This is a genomic window from Sphaerisporangium sp. NBC_01403 (assembly GCF_045040145.1).
GTDB lineage: Bacteria > Actinomycetota > Actinomycetes > Streptosporangiales > Streptosporangiaceae > Sphaerisporangium > Sphaerisporangium viridialbum.
In genome coordinates, this window is the sequence record NZ_CP109534.1 from 8238982 (window position 1) to 8254697 (window position 15716).

The window sequence follows — 15716 nt, forward strand, 5'->3', positions numbered from 1 at the left end:
TGGGCGACGATCCGCTCAAGTAGCGCCATTCTCTCTTTAGCCCCGCTTGGGCGGATATCTCCGAAAAGGGCCGATCGATGGGATGGGCTTGGGGTGCCGGAGAGCCTGTCCTGAAGCGTGCGAGCGGTCCGGCGTAGGGATCGCGTCAATAATCGGCCTCGGGGCGTATGGAAGCCGTCAAGACCCGCCAAGTCCCTCAAATCCCGCGATTTGCTGACTGTGAAGACCGTCCGACCTGGGCGGTCGGAAGCATGTTCGTCCGGATTTGAGGAGTGGGGATGGCTGACGTCATCTTCGTCGCCCTGACGATCGCGATATTCGTGATCATCGGGTTCGTCGTCAAGGCGGTGGAGCGCCTGTGAGCGCTGTCAACGCCGCCGGACTGGTGGTCACAGCCGGTCTGGTGATCTTCATGGTCGCGGCCCTGCTGTTCCCGGAGCGCTTCTGATGTCGACCGCCGCCGCGGGGATCCTGTTCATCGGATCCCTCGTCCTCGCCCTGGTGCTGACGCACCGGCCGCTGGGCGACTACATGTACCGGGTCTACACCAGCGCGCGACATCTGGCGCCGGAGCGGGTGATCTACCGGCTCGTCGGCGTCCGGCCGGACGCCGAGCAGCGGTGGAGCGCGTACGCCCGGAGCGTGCTGGCCTTCTCGGCCGTCTCCATCCTGTTCCTGTACGCGTTCCAGCGCCTGCAGGACAGGCTCTTCCTGAACCTCGGCTTCGCTCCCGTCCCTGACCACATCGCGTGGAACACCGCCGTCAGCTTCGTCACCAACACCAACTGGCAGGCGTACTCAGGCGAGTCCACGATGGGCCACCTGGTGCAGATGTCGGGCCTGGCCGTGCAGAACTTCGTGTCGGCCGCGGTGGGCATGTCCGTCGCGATGGCGCTGGTCCGCGGGTTCGCCCGCAAGCGGACCGAGAACCTCGGCAACTTCTGGGTCGACCTGGTGCGTGGCACGGTGCGCATCCTGCTGCCGATCGCCTTCGTCGGCGCGATCGTCCTGGTGGCGGGCGGCCTGATCCAGAACTTCTCGGGAGTCCACGAGGTCGCGAGGCTCGCCGGGGGCACGCAGGGGATCACCGGCGGCCCGGTCGCCAGCCAGGAGATCATCAAGGAGCTGGGCAACAACGGAGGCGGCTTCTACAACACCAACTCCGCTCATCCCTTCGAGAACGCCAGTAGCTGGACGAACTGGGTCGAGGTCTTCGCGATCCTGGTGCTGCCGTTCGCGCTGCCCCGCACGTTCGGCCGCATGGTGGGCGACAGGCGGCAGGGCTACGCGATCGTCGCGATCATGGGCATCCTGGCCTTCACCAGCGTCGCCGTGCTCACCGGGCTCGAACTCGCGCACAACGGCACGGTGCCGCAGGCCGTCGGCGCCGCGATGGAAGGCAAGGAGGTCAGGTTCGGCGTCGCCAACTCCGGCACCTTCGCCGCGGCCACGACGCTGACCTCGACCGGCGCGGTCAACTCCTTCCACGACTCGTTCACCGCGCTCGGCGGCATGGTGCCGATGGCCAACATGATGCTGGGGGAGGTCGCGCCCGGCGGTGTGGGATCGGGCCTGTATGGCATGCTCGTGCTCGCGGTGATCACCGTCTTCGTCGCGGGCCTCATGGTCGGCCGCACGCCCGAGTACCTCGGCAAGAAGATCGGTGCCCGCGAGATCAAGCTCGCGTCGCTGTACTTCCTGACCACACCGGTGCTCGTGCTCATCGGCACGGCCCTGGCCATGGGCTCGCCCGCGGAGCGGGCCAGCATGCTGAACGGCGGGCCGCACGGCCTGTCGGAGGTGCTCTACGCCTTCACCAGCGCCTCCAACAACAACGGGTCGGCCTTCGCGGGTCTCACCGTGAACACCCCGTGGTACGACACCGTGCTCGGCCTGTGCATGGCGTTCGGACGCTTCCTGCCGATGGTCTTCGTGCTCGGCCTCGCGGGCTCGCTGGCCAGGCAGGCACCCGTGCCCGCGTCGGCGGGCACGCTGCCCACGCACCGGCCGCAGTTCGTCGGCATGGTCGTCGGTGTGACGATCATCCTGGTCGCGCTGACCTTCCTCCCCGCCCTGGCGCTCGGGCCGCTCGCAGAAGGAATCTCGTAATGGCAACCCCAGTGCTCCGCGCGCCGGGCCGTACACCCGCGCCGGACAGGAACGGCAAGGTCGGGGGCGGTCTGCTCGACCCCAAGCAGCTCCTCACCTCCCTGCCGGACGCCCTGCGCAAGCTGAACCCCGCCACGCTGTGGCGCAACCCGGTGATGTTCATCGTCGAGATCGGCGCGGTCTTCACCACCGTTCTCGCGGTCACCAGCCCCTCGATCTTCGCCTGGGCGATCGTGGTCTGGCTCTGGCTGACCGTCGTGTTCGCCAACCTCGCCGAGGCCGTGGCCGAGGGCCGGGGCAAGGCGCAGGCGGCCACGCTGCGCGCCGCCAAGCGCGACACTATGGCGCGCCGCCTCACGGGCTGGCGGGCCGGCCAGAGCGCCGTCTCGTGGGAAACCGTGGGCGCACCCGAGCTCAGGCAGGGCGACTTCGTGGTCGTCGAGGCCGGAGAGATCATCCCGGGCGACGGCGACGTGGTCGAGGGCATCGCCAGCGTGGACGAGTCCGCCATCACGGGCGAGTCCGCACCGGTCATCCGCGAGTCGGGCGGCGACCGTTCGGCGGTCACGGGCGGCACCAAGGTGCTGTCGGACCGGATCGTCGTACAGATCACGCAGCGGCCGGGCGAGAGCTTCATCGACCGGATGATCGCGCTGGTCGAGGGGGCCAACCGGCAGAAGACCCCCAACGAGATCGCGCTCAACATCCTGCTCGCCGCGCTGACGATCATCTTTCTCGTCGCCACGGCCACCATGCAGCCGCTGGCCATCTACTCCAAGGCGGTCAACCCCGGCATCCCCGACTCGCTCGCCCTGACCGCGAACGGCGTCACCGGCATCGTGCTGGTCTCGCTCCTGGTCTGCCTCATCCCGACGACGATCGGCGCGCTGCTGTCGGCGATCGGCATCGCGGGCATGGACCGGCTCGTCCAGCGCAACGTCCTCGCGATGAGCGGACGCGCGGTCGAGGCCGCGGGCGACGTGAGCACCCTGCTGTTGGACAAGACCGGCACCATCACGCTCGGCAACCGGCAGGCGTCGGAGTTCGCGCCGGCGCCCGGGGTCGCCCCGGACGACCTGGCCGCCGCCGCCCAGCTGGCGAGCCTCGCAGACGAGACCCCCGAAGGCCGTTCCATCGTGGTCTACGCGAAGCAGGCGTACGGCCTGCGGGAGCGCAAGCCGGGGGAGCTGGCCCACGCCGAGTGGATCCCGTTCACCGCCCAGACCCGCATGTCGGGCGTCAACGTGGACGGCCGCCAGGTGCGCAAGGGGGCCGCCACGGCGGTCATGAAGTGGGTGCGCGACCAAGGCGGCCACCCGACCGCCGAGGTCGGCGACCTGGTGGACGGCATCTCCGCCTCGGGCGGGACGCCGCTGGTGGTCGGCGAGGTGCTCCGGGGCAGGGCGCGCGTGCTGGGGGTCATCCACCTCAAGGACGTCGTCAAGCAGGGCATGCGGGAGCGGTTCGACGAGATGCGCAAGATGGGCATCCGTACCGTGATGATCACCGGAGACAACCCGCTGACGGCCAAGGCCATCGCCGCGGAGGCGGGGGTCGACGACTTCCTCGCCGAGGCGACCCCCGAGGACAAGCTGGCCCTGATCCGCAGGGAGCAGCAGGGCGGGCGCCTGGTCGCCATGACCGGCGACGGCACCAACGACGCTCCCGCGCTCGCCCAGGCCGACGTCGGAGTGGCGATGAACACCGGCACCTCGGCCGCCAAGGAGGCCGGGAACATGGTCGATCTCGACTCCAACCCCACCAAGCTGATCGAGATCGTCGAGATCGGCAAGCAGCTCCTGATCACGCGGGGGGCGCTGACGACCTTCTCGATCGCGAACGACATCGCCAAGTACTTCGCGATCATCCCGGCGATCTTCGCGGCCGTGTATCCCGGCCTCGGCGCGCTCAACGTCATGCGCCTGGCCAGCCCGCAGTCCGCGATCCTGTCGGCGGTCATCTTCAACGCCATCATCATCGTCGCGCTGATCCCGCTGGCGCTGCGCGGCGTCAGGTACCGCCCTTCGAGCGCCTCCAAGCTGCTCAACCGCAACCTCTACGTCTACGGCCTCGGCGGCATCGTCGTCCCGTTCGTCGGAATCAAGATCATCGACCTCGTCGTCCAGTTCCTTCCGGGGATGTCATAAATGGAACGCCTGCCAAGCTGGATCCGCCAGCACGTGGCCGCGCTGCGCGCGCTGCTCGTGCTCACCCTGGTGACCGGGGCGATCTATCCCCTCCTGGTCACCGGCATCGCCCAGGCCGTGTTCAACGACAGCGCCAACGGCTCGCTCGTGCGAAAGGACGGCAGGGACACGGGCAGCTCCCTCGTCGGCCAGAGCTTCACCGACGGCTCAGGCAACCCGGTGAGGAAGTACTTCCAGAGCCGTCCCTCGGCGGCCGGTGACGGGTACGACATGACGTCCACCGCCGCCAGCAACCTCGGCCCCGAGGACATCGTGGACACCCTCGCGGTGCCCGGGGCCAAGGACGCGGAGGGCGCTCCCGACACCGGCAGGCAGAGCCTGCTCACCCAGGTCTGCGCCAGGAGCAAGGCCATCGGCGAGCTCGAGGGCGTCAGCGGCGCGCGGCCGTACTGCACGCCCGACGGGGTGGGCGCGGTGCTGAAGGTCTTCCCGGCCGTCGGCACGCCCACCCGCGCCGTCAGCGTCAACCAGGCCTGCCCCTCGGCACCCTTCGTCGCCGAGTACAGGGGTGTGAAGGTCGAGTGCGGCAGGCCCGGCGAGGACTACGCGAGCGGCCGTACGGTCGCGGTGCGGGGCTCGGCGAAGGCCGTCGTGCCTCCTGACGCGGTCACCGCCAGCGGCTCCGGCCTCGACCCGGACATCTCGGTCGCCTACGCCCACCTGCAGGCCAACCGGGTCGCCAGGGAACGCGGGCTCACGCCGGCCCAGGTCGGGAAGCTGATCGACGAGTACACCACGGGTCGCAGCCTCGGATTCATGGGCGAACCCGGGGTGAACGTCCTGCGGCTGAACCTGGCACTCGACCGGCTCAAGGGATAGCGGCGATGGGCGGAGCGCGCGGCCGGCTGAGGATCTACCTGGGGGCGGCGCCCGGGGTCGGCAAGACCTTCGCGATGCTCTGCGAGGGGCACAGGCGCGTGGCCCGGGGGACCGACGTGGTGGTCGGGTTCGTCGAGACCCACGGCAGGCCCCGTACGGCCGCGCAGGTCGACGACCTGGAACTCGTCCCCCGGAAGACCATGGTCTACCGGGGGACGGCCTTCACCGAGCTCGACGCGGGCGCCGTCATCGCGCGAAGGCCCAGGCTCGCGCTGATCGACGAGCTCGCGCACACCAACGTGCCCGGCTCGAAGAACGCCAAGCGCTGGCAGGACATCGAGGAGATCCTGGACGCCGGGATCGACGTCGTCTCCACCGTCAACATCCAGCACCTGGAGTCGCTCAACGACGTCGTCCACCAGATCACCGGGGTCCCGCAGCGCGAGACCGTACCCGACGAGGTCGTGCGCAGGGCCGACCAGGTGGAGGTCGTCGACATGGCCCCGGAGGCGCTGCGCCGCCGGATGGCCCACGGGAACATCTATCCGCCGGAGAGGATCGACGCCGCCCTCTCGAACTACTTCCGTGTCGGCAACCTGACGGCCCTGCGCGAGCTGGCCCTGCTCTGGGTCGCGGGAAAGGTGGACGAGCAACTCGACCGCTACCGGGCCGACCACGGCATCGCCGGCACGTGGGAGGCCCGCGAGCGCGTGGTGGTGGCGCTGACCGGCGGCTCAGAGGGAGACACGCTGGTGCGGCGCGCGGCCAGGATCGCCGCCAGGACCAAGGGCGCCGACCTGCTCGCCGTCCACGTGACCCGCTCGGACGGCCTCACCGGGACCGACCCGGCGAACCTGACGCGCCAGCGCACGCTGGTCGAGAGCCTCGGCGGCACCTACCACCAGGTCGTCGGCGACGACGTGCCGAACGCTCTGCTGGACTTCGCGCGGGGAGTGAACGCGACGCAGCTCGTACTCGGCGCCTCACGTCGCGGCAGGATCGCGCAGCTGTTCTCCCGGGGTGTGGGCGTCACCACCACCATGCTCTCCGGGTCCATCGACGTCCACATGATCACCCATGCCGAGGTGAGCGGGCGCGCCCGGCGCGTCAGGTCGCGCGCCGCGCTCACCCGCAGGCGGCGGTTCGCGGGCTGGGCGATGGCGCTGCTGCTGCTTCCCATCATCACCGCCGCGCTGGTGCCCTTCGGGGACGCGCTGTCGCTGCCCAGCGAGATCCTGCTCTTCCTGCTGATGGTGGTGGGCGTGGCCCTCGTGGGCGGCATGTGGCCCGCCGTCACAGCCGCCGTGGCGGGATCGCTGCTGCTCAACTACTTCTTCACCCCGCCCGTGGGCCGGTTCACCATCTCCGATCCGGAGAACCTGCTCGCCCTCGGCGTCTACGTGCTGGTGGCCGTCATGGTGAGCGCCGTGGTGGACCTCGCCGCCCGCAGGACCCGCGAAGCGTCCCGCGCCGGGGCGGACGCGGAGGTGCTGTCCACCCTGGCGGGGCACGTGCTGCGCGGGGACGCGGCGCTGCCCTCGCTGCTGGCGCGGCTGCGGGAGATCTTCGGCCTGTCCTCGGTGACGCTGCTCGAACGGGCCGCGGAGCCGAGCCCCGACGACCACTCCGAGCCCGAGGCGTGGCGCATCGTGGCCACCTCCGGCGGCGCGCCCTGCACGGCTCCGGGCGCCGCCGACTCCGACGTGTCCATCGACGACGACCTGGTGCTGGCGGTGCGGGGACGCCTGCTGGACGCCTCCGACCGCCGGGTGCTGGAGGCGTTCGCCGCCGAGGCCGCCATCGCGCTGCGCCAGCAGCGGTTGCGGGAGGAGGCCGAGCAGGCCAGACCGCTGGCCGAGGCCGACAGGATGCGCACGGCGCTGCTCGCCGCGGTCAGCCATGACCTGCGGACCCCGCTGGCCTCGGCCAAGGCCGCCGTCGAGAGCCTGCGGAGCACCGAGGTGCGGTGGAGCGAGGAGGACCGGCACGAGCTGCTCGCCACCGCCGACGAGTCGCTGGCCAAGCTGGACCGGCTGGTGGCCAACCTCCTCGACATGAGCCGCCTCCAGGCGGGCGTGCTGGGTCTGGCCTCGCAGCCGGTCGCGGTCGAGGAGGTCGTCCCTCGCTCGATCGACGACCTCGGGCCGCTCGCGGACCGCGTGGAGGGCGAGCTGTCGGCCGGCCTCCCGGATATCGTCGCCGACCCGGCGCTGCTGGAGCGCATCCTGGTCAACGTGATGACCAACGCCGTCCGCCACAGCCCGGCCGGGGCAAAGGTGCTCGTCACCGCCAGCTCGCACGGCGGCCAGGTCGAGATCCGCGTCATCGACCGTGGCCCCGGCATACCGCCCGAGGCGCACGACCGCGTCTTCATGCCCTTCCAGCGTCTGGGCGACCGGGACAACCACACCGGCGTCGGCCTCGGCCTCGCGCTCTCCCGAGGGCTGGCCGAGGCGATGGGCGGCACGCTCGTCCCCGAGGAGACCCCCGGCGGAGGCCTCACCATGATCATCACCCTGCCGATCGCGTCGCCGGTGCCTGCCGAGGACCCCGCCCTCATCCTGCCGTGACGGGCGCCACCGAGGGGCACGGGCTGAGGGAGACCGGGCCGGGCCGGCGGTCCCCATCAGTCGCGTGTCGACACGATGCGAGGTGCCGTCTCGTCACCGGGCCGGGTCGTCACGGTCGCGCCAGGGCCGGCTCGCGCGTGCGGCCACCTGCACCTGCCGCATGTGCGCGTCGAAGGCCGCCAGGACGTCGTCGATGGTCATGTTGGGCGTGGTCCACTCGCCGCACGAGCACGCCCCGAACGAGAAGGGCGCCAGCCGCTCGATGGCGGTCAGGTCGTCGTACTCCTGCAACTGGTGGGCATCGCGGTCGACCAGCGGGTCCAGCCTCCAGTGCGGCATGCCGCTCATCACCCATCTCCTGTCCGGCCCGGCAGCGAGGCCGGCCAGGCGTCGGGTACGTCTGGCGCGGGCCCTTCCACCCTGATTTTGCAGCGTGTGACTCCAGGTTGGTACAAGCCCCCCGCCGCCGCCGGCCGCGGCGAGTCGCCCTGCCACCCTCTCCCGAGGGCCTCCGACCTGGTGTCATACACGCCACGCACGTCGGCGGAACCGCGTTCGATTCGTCGAGCGCTGCGTGTCCCACCCTCACCGTCGGCTGTTGGGAAGCGCACGGAGATCGAGAGGAGCGCGGGCTCGGATACACCCGGCCGGCACCGGTCTCGATCGTGTTCCGGGTCCGGCGGAACGCGTTGCGGGCAGTACCCCGGCCCCACAAGATTGGGCTATGGAGGGTTTCGCCGCGGTCGTCGGGCCCGATGTCTGGACCCGGCTCGCGCGCCTGGGGACCGCCGAGGTCTACCATCCCGGCGAGACCCTGCTGCGGCAGGGGGAGACGGCCGACCGCGTTCTCCTGCTGACCGGCGGGCGTGTGAAGGTGTCGCTGGTCGACTCCGCGGGCAACGCCATCCTCCTGGCGATAAGGGGCCCCGGTCAGGTCCTGGGCGAGATCGCACTCCTGGACGGAGCCAGCCGGTCGGCGACGGTGACCGCGATCGACACCTGCGAGGCACGGTCGGTGGCCATCGACCCATTTGTCAGGCATATCCGATCACTGGGCCTGGAAGCCGATCTGATCAGATTCGCAGTGCGCCGCGTCAGGGAGAGTGAAGAGGTCCGTCTAGAGCTGGCCACGCTGTCGGCCGGCGAGCGTGTGATACGGGCGCTGATGAGGCTGGCCGTGCCGTCGGCGCCACCCGACGCCGCAGAGGGGGCGGCCGACCGGGCTCTCGACATCGGCCTCGACCAGACCGAGCTCGGCCAGGCCATCGGCCTGTCGCGGGCCTCGATATCCGGCAAATTGGCCGAACTCCGGGCAGAAGGGGTAATCAGTACGTATCGGGGGCGCATTGTGATCAATGACCTCACCCGGCTTCGCAAGCTGGCTTCTGAATAACAATCTGGTTACCTCTGGCCAATGCGCACTTTTCAACACAAGGCTCATCGGTTCGGCTAGAGACTGAGATCGCTAAACGATGGCAGGCCGCCCCGGGCGGGCTGCCTACGTGTCATTTCTGAACGTGATCACTATGGCTTGGTCTGATTGGTTTTGCGTTCTTTGAGATTTCCCCCCAAAAGCCCGGATACCCTTGCGAACCCTGTCCGAAAGTCTGGCAATGGAGCTGTCATGCTCGAGCCCCCTCCCTTGTGCGAGCGATTCGTGCTCGGCGTCGACGTCGAGAAGTACAGCGACCGCAATGTCCGGCGGCAACTCAGCATCCAGCGCGCGCTCGACCGGCTCCTGAGCCAGGCGGCCGAAGCGGCCGGACTGGACCGGGGGCTCTGGGAATGTGAGCCAGGCGGGGACGGCGAGCTGGCCGTGCTGCCCGACGGCGTCGACCTGATCGCCATTGTGCGGCGGTTCGTCGACCAGGTGGAGCTGCTCCTCGCCGACCACAACGCGGACCACTCACCCGAGATGAGGATGCGGCTACGGCTGGCGATGCATGTCGACACCGTGGCCCGGGGCGCGCTCGGCCGCGCCGGCCAAGCCCTGATAACGCTCAGCCGGCTGCTGGGCTCGGGCCCGGTGCGCGAGGCGCTGGCCGGTGCCGCCGACGCGAACCTCGCTCTGATCGTTTCCGAGTCCGTCTACCGCAAGGCCGTGCTTTCGGAATTGGGAGGGTTGCGACCCGGGCAGTTCCGCGAGGTGCGGGTTGACCTTCCAGCCAAGCGCTTCGATGAGATGGCATACATCTACATACCCGGACATGAGGTCAAGCCCGAAAAATCATCGTATATCCCGGCGTCGCCTCCGAAACCCGAGGAGCGATCGCGACGGCCATCCGCAGCGGGTAAGTCCGTTTTGAACATTGTTTCTGCTGACACGATCCATATGCCGGGTTCCGTCTTTGGGTTCTCTGAGCACGGGCCGAACGATGACTGCTGAAGCTGGCATATCCCCCCAATCCACTCCGGATGTTCCCGGGCCGCCCCAAAGCGACCAGCGGGCGGCCGAAACCCCACTCCTGGAGCCGGCACGGGCGGAGACGCGTGGCCCCGCGGAAAGTACGGGCCTTTCTACTGATCAGGCCGGACCGGAACGCTCGGCCGGGTCCGCCTCCCCCAGGCGGTCCTCAGAGGAGCCCTCGCCTCCCGCGGCCAAGCCTCCCGCGGCCAAGCCGGCCGCGGATGAGCGGGCGTCCGGAGGAGCGCGCGCGGACGGCCGGGCGGGCGACGCCGACGAAGCCATCAACCAGGAGGCCAGGAAGTCCGAGGCGAAACCCGAGCAGCCTTCCACGCCGGAGTACAAGAAGGCCGTCTACAACATGTTCCTCGGCTCGGTGGACGCGGCCAGGAGCGTCTTCGGCTTCGGAGACGCGCTCGCCGGAGGCGAGCCGGCGCCCACGACCGGCCGGCTCGGCGGTGCGGTGGTCAGCGGAGCCGTCGATCGCTACGCCCCGCCCGTGAGGCCGTACGACGAGGCTCTGGAGAGCCTGCGGTCGGACCGCATCGTGGTGGTGACCGGTGAAACGGGCATCGGCAAACGGACCGGCGCAATCGTGCTGCTGCGCACCGTCCTCGGCGACGGTGAGGGCGTGATCGTGTCGCTGCCTCCTTCAGCCACCCTCAAGGAGCTCGCGGAGCGCGGCTACGAGAGCGGTTACGGATATGCGGTGTTCGACCGCACCAGCGAACGGAGGGCGGGAACGCGGCGGGGGCGTGAGACGCCGGGATGGGACACCGACCAGGGTTGGCCCGACGCCGACCACACCTGGCTGGCCGTCAGCGAGAAGGTACGCGAGGCCGGCGCCTACCTGGTCGTCACCACCCCCAACACGCCGAGCCGACCGCCGGACTCGGTGCGCCACGTGGCATGGGTGCGTCCCCCCGTCGCCGAGGTCCTACGCGCGCACCTCGGCGACGAGACGCCCGAGGAGACGGTCGCCGCCGTCGTGGCCGCCATGCCGGAGGAGTTCGTCATGGCCGACCTCGTCCTGATGGCCGAACGCATCATCGACGGCAGATCGGCCGAGGAGGCGGTCAACGAGGTCCTGGACCAGGCAGGGCGCAGGCAGGTGCGCGAGTGGTTCGACCGGGGGCCCTCACGGCGGCAGGTGCTCGAGGTCACCGCGCTGGCCTTCGTGGCGGGCGTCGTCGAGCGCGGCTTCGAGACCTGCATGGACATGCTGTCGGAGTCGCTGGAGATGACCTGGCCCGAGCCGGAACCCGCCCCGCCGGCGCCCCAGGAGGCGGCGTCCGCGACGGTCTCCACAGCCGTGCCGCCGAAGGGCGTGGCGGACGCGGGGGCGGCCATGCCACAGGAGCGCGCCGAACGACACCGCCCCGATGGACTGATCCGTTTCGTGCGCGTCAGCGACGGCGCGACGTCGAGGCGCGTGCTGGCCTTCAAGGAGGACGCCTACCGTCGCTACGTCCTGGAGGAGCTGTCGGAGAGGTTCCGCAGCGCACTCTGGGACGCCGTGCAGGACTGGCTGAGCAAGCTCATCAAGCACGAGGAATTTCAGCTCAACATCGCGGCTGGCCTGGCGCTGCTGTCGTACACGACGTACGAGGAGATCGAGTTCTCCTACCTGGAACCGTGGTCGCGGGGGGAGTGCGACTGGGAGGGACAGTGCACCGCCGTCTACGTGCTCTGGTTCATGTGCCTGGACGAAGCACTGGTGCCCGTCGCGCTGCGCACCGCCGAGTGGTGGGCGGGCCAGGGGACCGCCGCCCAGCGGCTGACCGCGATCACCGCCTTCGCGGGCGAGCTCGGGGTCCGCTTCCCGACCCCCGCGGCCCGGCGGCTCTGGCAGCTCGTCGTCCAGGACAATGCGCTGAGCGAGGAGGCCGCGGCCGCGTTCGGCAGCCTGTTCGCCACCCTGGTCGCCAACGACGCCGACGCCAGCCACGTCGTCCAGCACCTGCGCACCCAGCTCAAGAACGTCAGTGCCATCGGGCGCACCAGGCGCCACTACCAGTTGACGCTGATCGCGATCCTGGGGACCCTGCGGACCCGGAGCGCCCGCACTGGAAACCTGGCGATCATCGAGTTCGTCAGGGAGCACCCCGAGCGGCTCTCCGCGGTCGCCGAGCTGTGGGCGGCCGTACTGCGACACCGTCCGTGCCGGCGCGCGGCGCTGAAGGCGCTCCTGGACGCTCTCAACACGCTCGGCCGGCTCAGCGGGGTGAACGCCGAGCACGACGCGCGGATGCTCGGCGACGCGCTGGGCGCCGCACTGCCCGAGCACGAGTACGGGCCGCTGAAGGCCGACTTCATCACTCTCATGGAGCACTCGCGCAAGCGACCGGCGCGCTCCGCAGCCCTGACGAAGGTGCTCCTGGCCGCTCTCGACCGCGCGGCCAGGGCGTTGTAACGGAGGATCGCGATGACGATGCCCTACCCGATCACAGAGGAGAAGTCTCTCGGCCGCACGGACCGGAGCGGGAAGTGGAGCCTGCGCAGGCCCCGCCGGGCCGAGGGAGAGGTGCCGAGGGTCAAGGGCGACCAGGTGCGGGTCTTCCTGGCCGACGGCAAGTACACCGTCGACCACGGCCGCCGCCAGGACGACGACGACCTGGTGGTACGCGCGACGTACGTCGCCGTGGTGGACATGTCGCGCAACCACGAGGTCTGGATCGAGCTCGCCATACCGTCGGCCGACGCCAAAGAGTTCACCGTCCGGGTCACCTTCTTGTGCACGGTCACCGACCCCGTCGTGGTGGTGCGGGACGGCCAGGGGGACGCCGGGCGCGCACTGCTGGGCTACGTGCGCAGCCACCATCGGCTCTTCCAGCTCGGCCTGAACCATCGGGTCGCGGAGATCAACACGGTCCGCCTCAACGTCCAGACCCAGATCGAGGCCTACGTCCAGCTCAAGCCGCCGCTCATCCCGGGCATATCCGCGGCGCTCGCCAGCGTCGAGGTGCTGACCCCAGAGGAACTGGTCGCCCTCCAGAAGCGGCTGACCGTCCAGGAGGCCGACCACGTCGTCGAGTCGGGCCTCGCGGATCTCACCCACGAGCTGGCCGCTCTCAAGGCGCGGCACGCCATAGAGATGGAGGAGACCGAGCGCCGCCTGGACGTGGAGCGTAAGAAGCACGAGCTGAAGATGGACGAGATGCGGCTGTTCTTCCAGCGCCAGCAGCAGGTCATCCGGAACGACATGACCGCCGCCTCCGACGACTTCGCCACCACGCAGATGGCCAAGATCTATCAGGCGATCGGTGACGATCCGATCAAGGCGGCGATGATCGCGGGCCAGAAGGGGGAACTGACCAGCACCGACATTGCCGCTCGTGTCCAGGAACAGCGCGATCGCAAGGCGGCCGAGGAAAGGGAGCTACGCGATCGGAGCTGGGCGCTCCAGGACCAGGACCGGCAGTGGAACCACGCCAGCCAGGAGCGGGAGTACGAGACGGGTCTGTCGGACCGTGAGCGCAGATACCTGGTCGAGCAAGAGGAGAGGAACCGGAGGTACGCGCTGGAGGACGCCCAGCGCGCGGTGGAGCGGATGGAGGTGGAGCGGATGCACAGGATCGAGGACGGCGACCGGGACTTTCAGCGCGAGATCCTCCGTGAGCGCTCCGACGCCGAGAAGGCCCAGCTGCGGCGGCTCTGGGACCTGGAGGACGGGGAACGCGAGATGGAGCGGGAACGCCTCCAGCGCGAGTACGACACCTTGCAGGCGGGGCTGAAGCACCAGTACGAGCTCGCCGCCGCGGACCGGGAAAGGGAGCACGCGCGGCAGGACCGGGACTACGAGCACGCCGTCGGCCGCGAGCTCCGCGACAGGGAGGACCGGCTGCACCTGCTGGGCGTTCGCCTCGACATGCTCAAGGAGATCGCCAAGCACGGCCACCTGGACGAGATCTCCCTCAACCCCAGAGAGCTCATCGGCAGCATCGCCGTCGACACCGGCGCCGTGGGGGCGGTGGTGGGCGGCGGGGAGGTCCCACCCGCCCTGACCCAGGCCGAAGAGGCCGACGACACGAGCGAGGGCGCCGTTGACGACATCCCGCAGGCGACCGATGAGTCCGCCTTCAGGGAAGAAGGGCTGCCAGGATGACCGTAGGAACGGGGCAGCCGCCGCCTGCCTTCCATACGTCCGATCCCCCGGGCAGGGAACCCGCCGCCGCCAACGGGTTCCCACCGGGACAGCCGCCCGAAGGCCACATGCAGGCCGGCGAGGATCCACGAGGTGGCGCTCGGCAGGCCGATCGTGGGCAGTCCGCTTACGGCCGCTCCGGCGCTGCTAGCAGGCCGCATCGTCCCGCCCGACCGGCCCGTGGACCTGGACGGTGGCTGCGCTCGCTGACGGGCGTCTCCGAGACCATCCTCGACTGGGCCCCGGAGGAGCGCCCCCGCTACACGCGGCTGGGCGCGATCCTCCTCAACGCCGGACTCCTGGCCGCGCTGTCCATGCTGGTGGCGCTGGAGAAGTTCGTGGACGCCCCGCTGGGGGTCCTGATCATGATCGCCGCCCTCTGGGGCTGGGTCATCGTCTCCATCGACACCTGGCTCATATCCAGCACGCACGGTACGCGCCACGGCGCCTCCGCCTGGATCTTCGTCGTGCGGCTGATGCTGTCGGTGGTCATCGGGCTGGTCATCGCCGAGCCGCTGCTGCTGAAGGTCTTCGAACCGGCGATCCACCGGCAGGTGGCCGCCGACCGCGTCCAGGAGCGGCTCGGCAAGGAGTCCGCCCTGCGGGCGTGCAACCCCGTCCCCTACCGGCGGCTCGACGACGCCACCGCGTCCCGATGCGCCGCGGGCAACCTCCTGCTCACCGTGGCGAGCTCCCCCGCCGCTCAGGCCGTAGCGCTGAAGCAGACCGAGGACCAGCAGGCGAAGATAAGAAAGCAGCTCGACGCGGCCGCCAAGAAGCTCGCCGCCGCCGAGGACCTGGCAGCCCGCGAGTGCGCCGGGAAGACCGGGGCCGGCCTTAGCGGTCGCGTCGGCGTAGGACTCAACTGCAAGCACGATCGGAAGGTCGCCCGGCAGATCCGCGCGGACAGCAAGACCGACCAGTACCAGGCCGACTTCGCACGCCTCCAGACGAAGATCGACACGCTGACGAGCCAGCAGAAGGACGCCGAGCAGGCCTACGACACCCAGGTCGACGAGGCGATCAAGGCGAAGCTCCCGCCCACCGAGGGGAAGATCGGCATTCTCGAGGAGGACAAGGCGCTCGGCCGCCTCTCCGCCGAGAGCGCGTTCGTGCTCGTCGCCCAGTGGCTGGTCCGGCTGCTGCTCGTCATCGTCGACTGCCTTCCCATCCTGACCAAGAAGCTCGCGGGTAGCAGCACGTACGACACGATGGTCGACCGCCAGATGAGCACCAACGAGGACCTGTACGAGGCCGAGGACGAGCTCAACAAGCAACGCGACATGGCCGTCAAGCGCATCGGGCTCAAGCAGTCGGAGCGGTTCGAGCGCCAGGGCATAGAGAAGGTCGAGGCGCAGGATGAGGCCGACCGCTCCCGGCAGGAGGCCGAGCTCAACGAGAGGATCGACGCCCTGGCCGCCGAGCTGCGCCGCAAGTCGACCGCATGACCGCGGCGCCGGCAG

Annotated in this window: 11 protein-coding genes; 10 read left to right on the top strand and 1 reads right to left on the bottom strand. The window is 69.8% G+C overall.

Going from position 1 to position 15716, the window contains the following annotated elements; genetic code table 11:
* Positions 1-358: 358 nt before the first annotated feature.
* Genes kdpF through OG589_RS37205 form a run of 5 tightly spaced genes read left to right on the top strand, consistent with a single transcriptional unit; the run spans position 359 to position 7705 of the window.
* Entirely contained in the window at positions 359-448 is a 90-nt protein-coding gene (kdpF, locus tag OG589_RS37185) for a K(+)-transporting ATPase subunit F (RefSeq protein WP_114029906.1), read from the top strand.
* Positions 448-2109, top strand: coding sequence for a potassium-transporting ATPase subunit KdpA (gene kdpA / locus OG589_RS37190; RefSeq protein WP_405143057.1), 1662 nt, complete (start codon positions 448-450; stop codon positions 2107-2109). The genes kdpF and kdpA overlap by 1 nt, the downstream gene beginning before the upstream one ends.
* Entirely contained in the window at positions 2109-4256 is a 2148-nt protein-coding gene (kdpB, locus tag OG589_RS37195; RefSeq protein WP_405143059.1) for a potassium-transporting ATPase subunit KdpB, read from the top strand. The genes kdpA and kdpB overlap by 1 nt, the downstream gene beginning before the upstream one ends.
* The gene (locus OG589_RS37200; RefSeq protein ID WP_405143061.1) at positions 4257-5135 is read left to right on the top strand and encodes a potassium-transporting ATPase subunit C; all 879 of its coding nucleotides are present in this window, start codon (positions 4257-4259) and stop codon (positions 5133-5135) included.
* A 5-nt stretch (positions 5136-5140) separates the two neighbouring features.
* The gene (locus tag OG589_RS37205) at positions 5141-7705 is read left to right on the top strand and encodes a DUF4118 domain-containing protein (RefSeq protein ID WP_405143063.1); all 2565 of its coding nucleotides are present in this window, start codon (positions 5141-5143) and stop codon (positions 7703-7705) included.
* A gap of 93 nt (positions 7706-7798) precedes the next feature.
* Here the strand turns inward: OG589_RS37205 and OG589_RS37210 are convergent, their stop codons facing one another.
* Complete coding sequence (locus OG589_RS37210; protein WP_358547332.1) at positions 7799-8053, bottom strand: hypothetical protein; 255 nt, start codon at positions 8051-8053, stop codon at positions 7799-7801.
* Between the two features lie 376 nt (positions 8054-8429).
* Between OG589_RS37210 and OG589_RS37215 the strand changes: the two genes are divergently transcribed.
* The 5 genes from OG589_RS37215 (at position 8430) to OG589_RS37235 (ending at position 15701) form a co-directional block, all read left to right on the top strand.
* Positions 8430-9098 carry a Crp/Fnr family transcriptional regulator gene (locus OG589_RS37215; protein WP_405143064.1) on the top strand — a complete coding sequence of 223 codons (669 nt, stop codon included), beginning with the start codon at positions 8430-8432 and terminating at the stop codon, positions 9096-9098.
* A gap of 231 nt (positions 9099-9329) precedes the next feature.
* On the top strand, positions 9330-10091 hold the full coding sequence (locus OG589_RS37220; protein ID WP_405143066.1) for a hypothetical protein: 762 nt from the start codon (positions 9330-9332) through the stop codon (positions 10089-10091).
* Entirely contained in the window at positions 10081-12522 is a 2442-nt protein-coding gene (locus OG589_RS37225) for a hypothetical protein (protein ID WP_405143067.1), read from the top strand. Before OG589_RS37220 ends, OG589_RS37225 begins: the two co-directional genes overlap by 11 nt.
* Before the next feature lie 12 nt (positions 12523-12534).
* The gene (locus OG589_RS37230) at positions 12535-14214 is read left to right on the top strand and encodes a hypothetical protein (protein ID WP_405143069.1); all 1680 of its coding nucleotides are present in this window, start codon (positions 12535-12537) and stop codon (positions 14212-14214) included.
* Positions 14211-15701 carry a DUF4407 domain-containing protein gene (locus tag OG589_RS37235; protein ID WP_405143071.1) on the top strand — a complete coding sequence of 497 codons (1491 nt, stop codon included), beginning with the start codon at positions 14211-14213 and terminating at the stop codon, positions 15699-15701. Before OG589_RS37230 ends, OG589_RS37235 begins: the two co-directional genes overlap by 4 nt.
* The last annotated feature ends 15 nt before the right edge of the window (positions 15702-15716 follow it).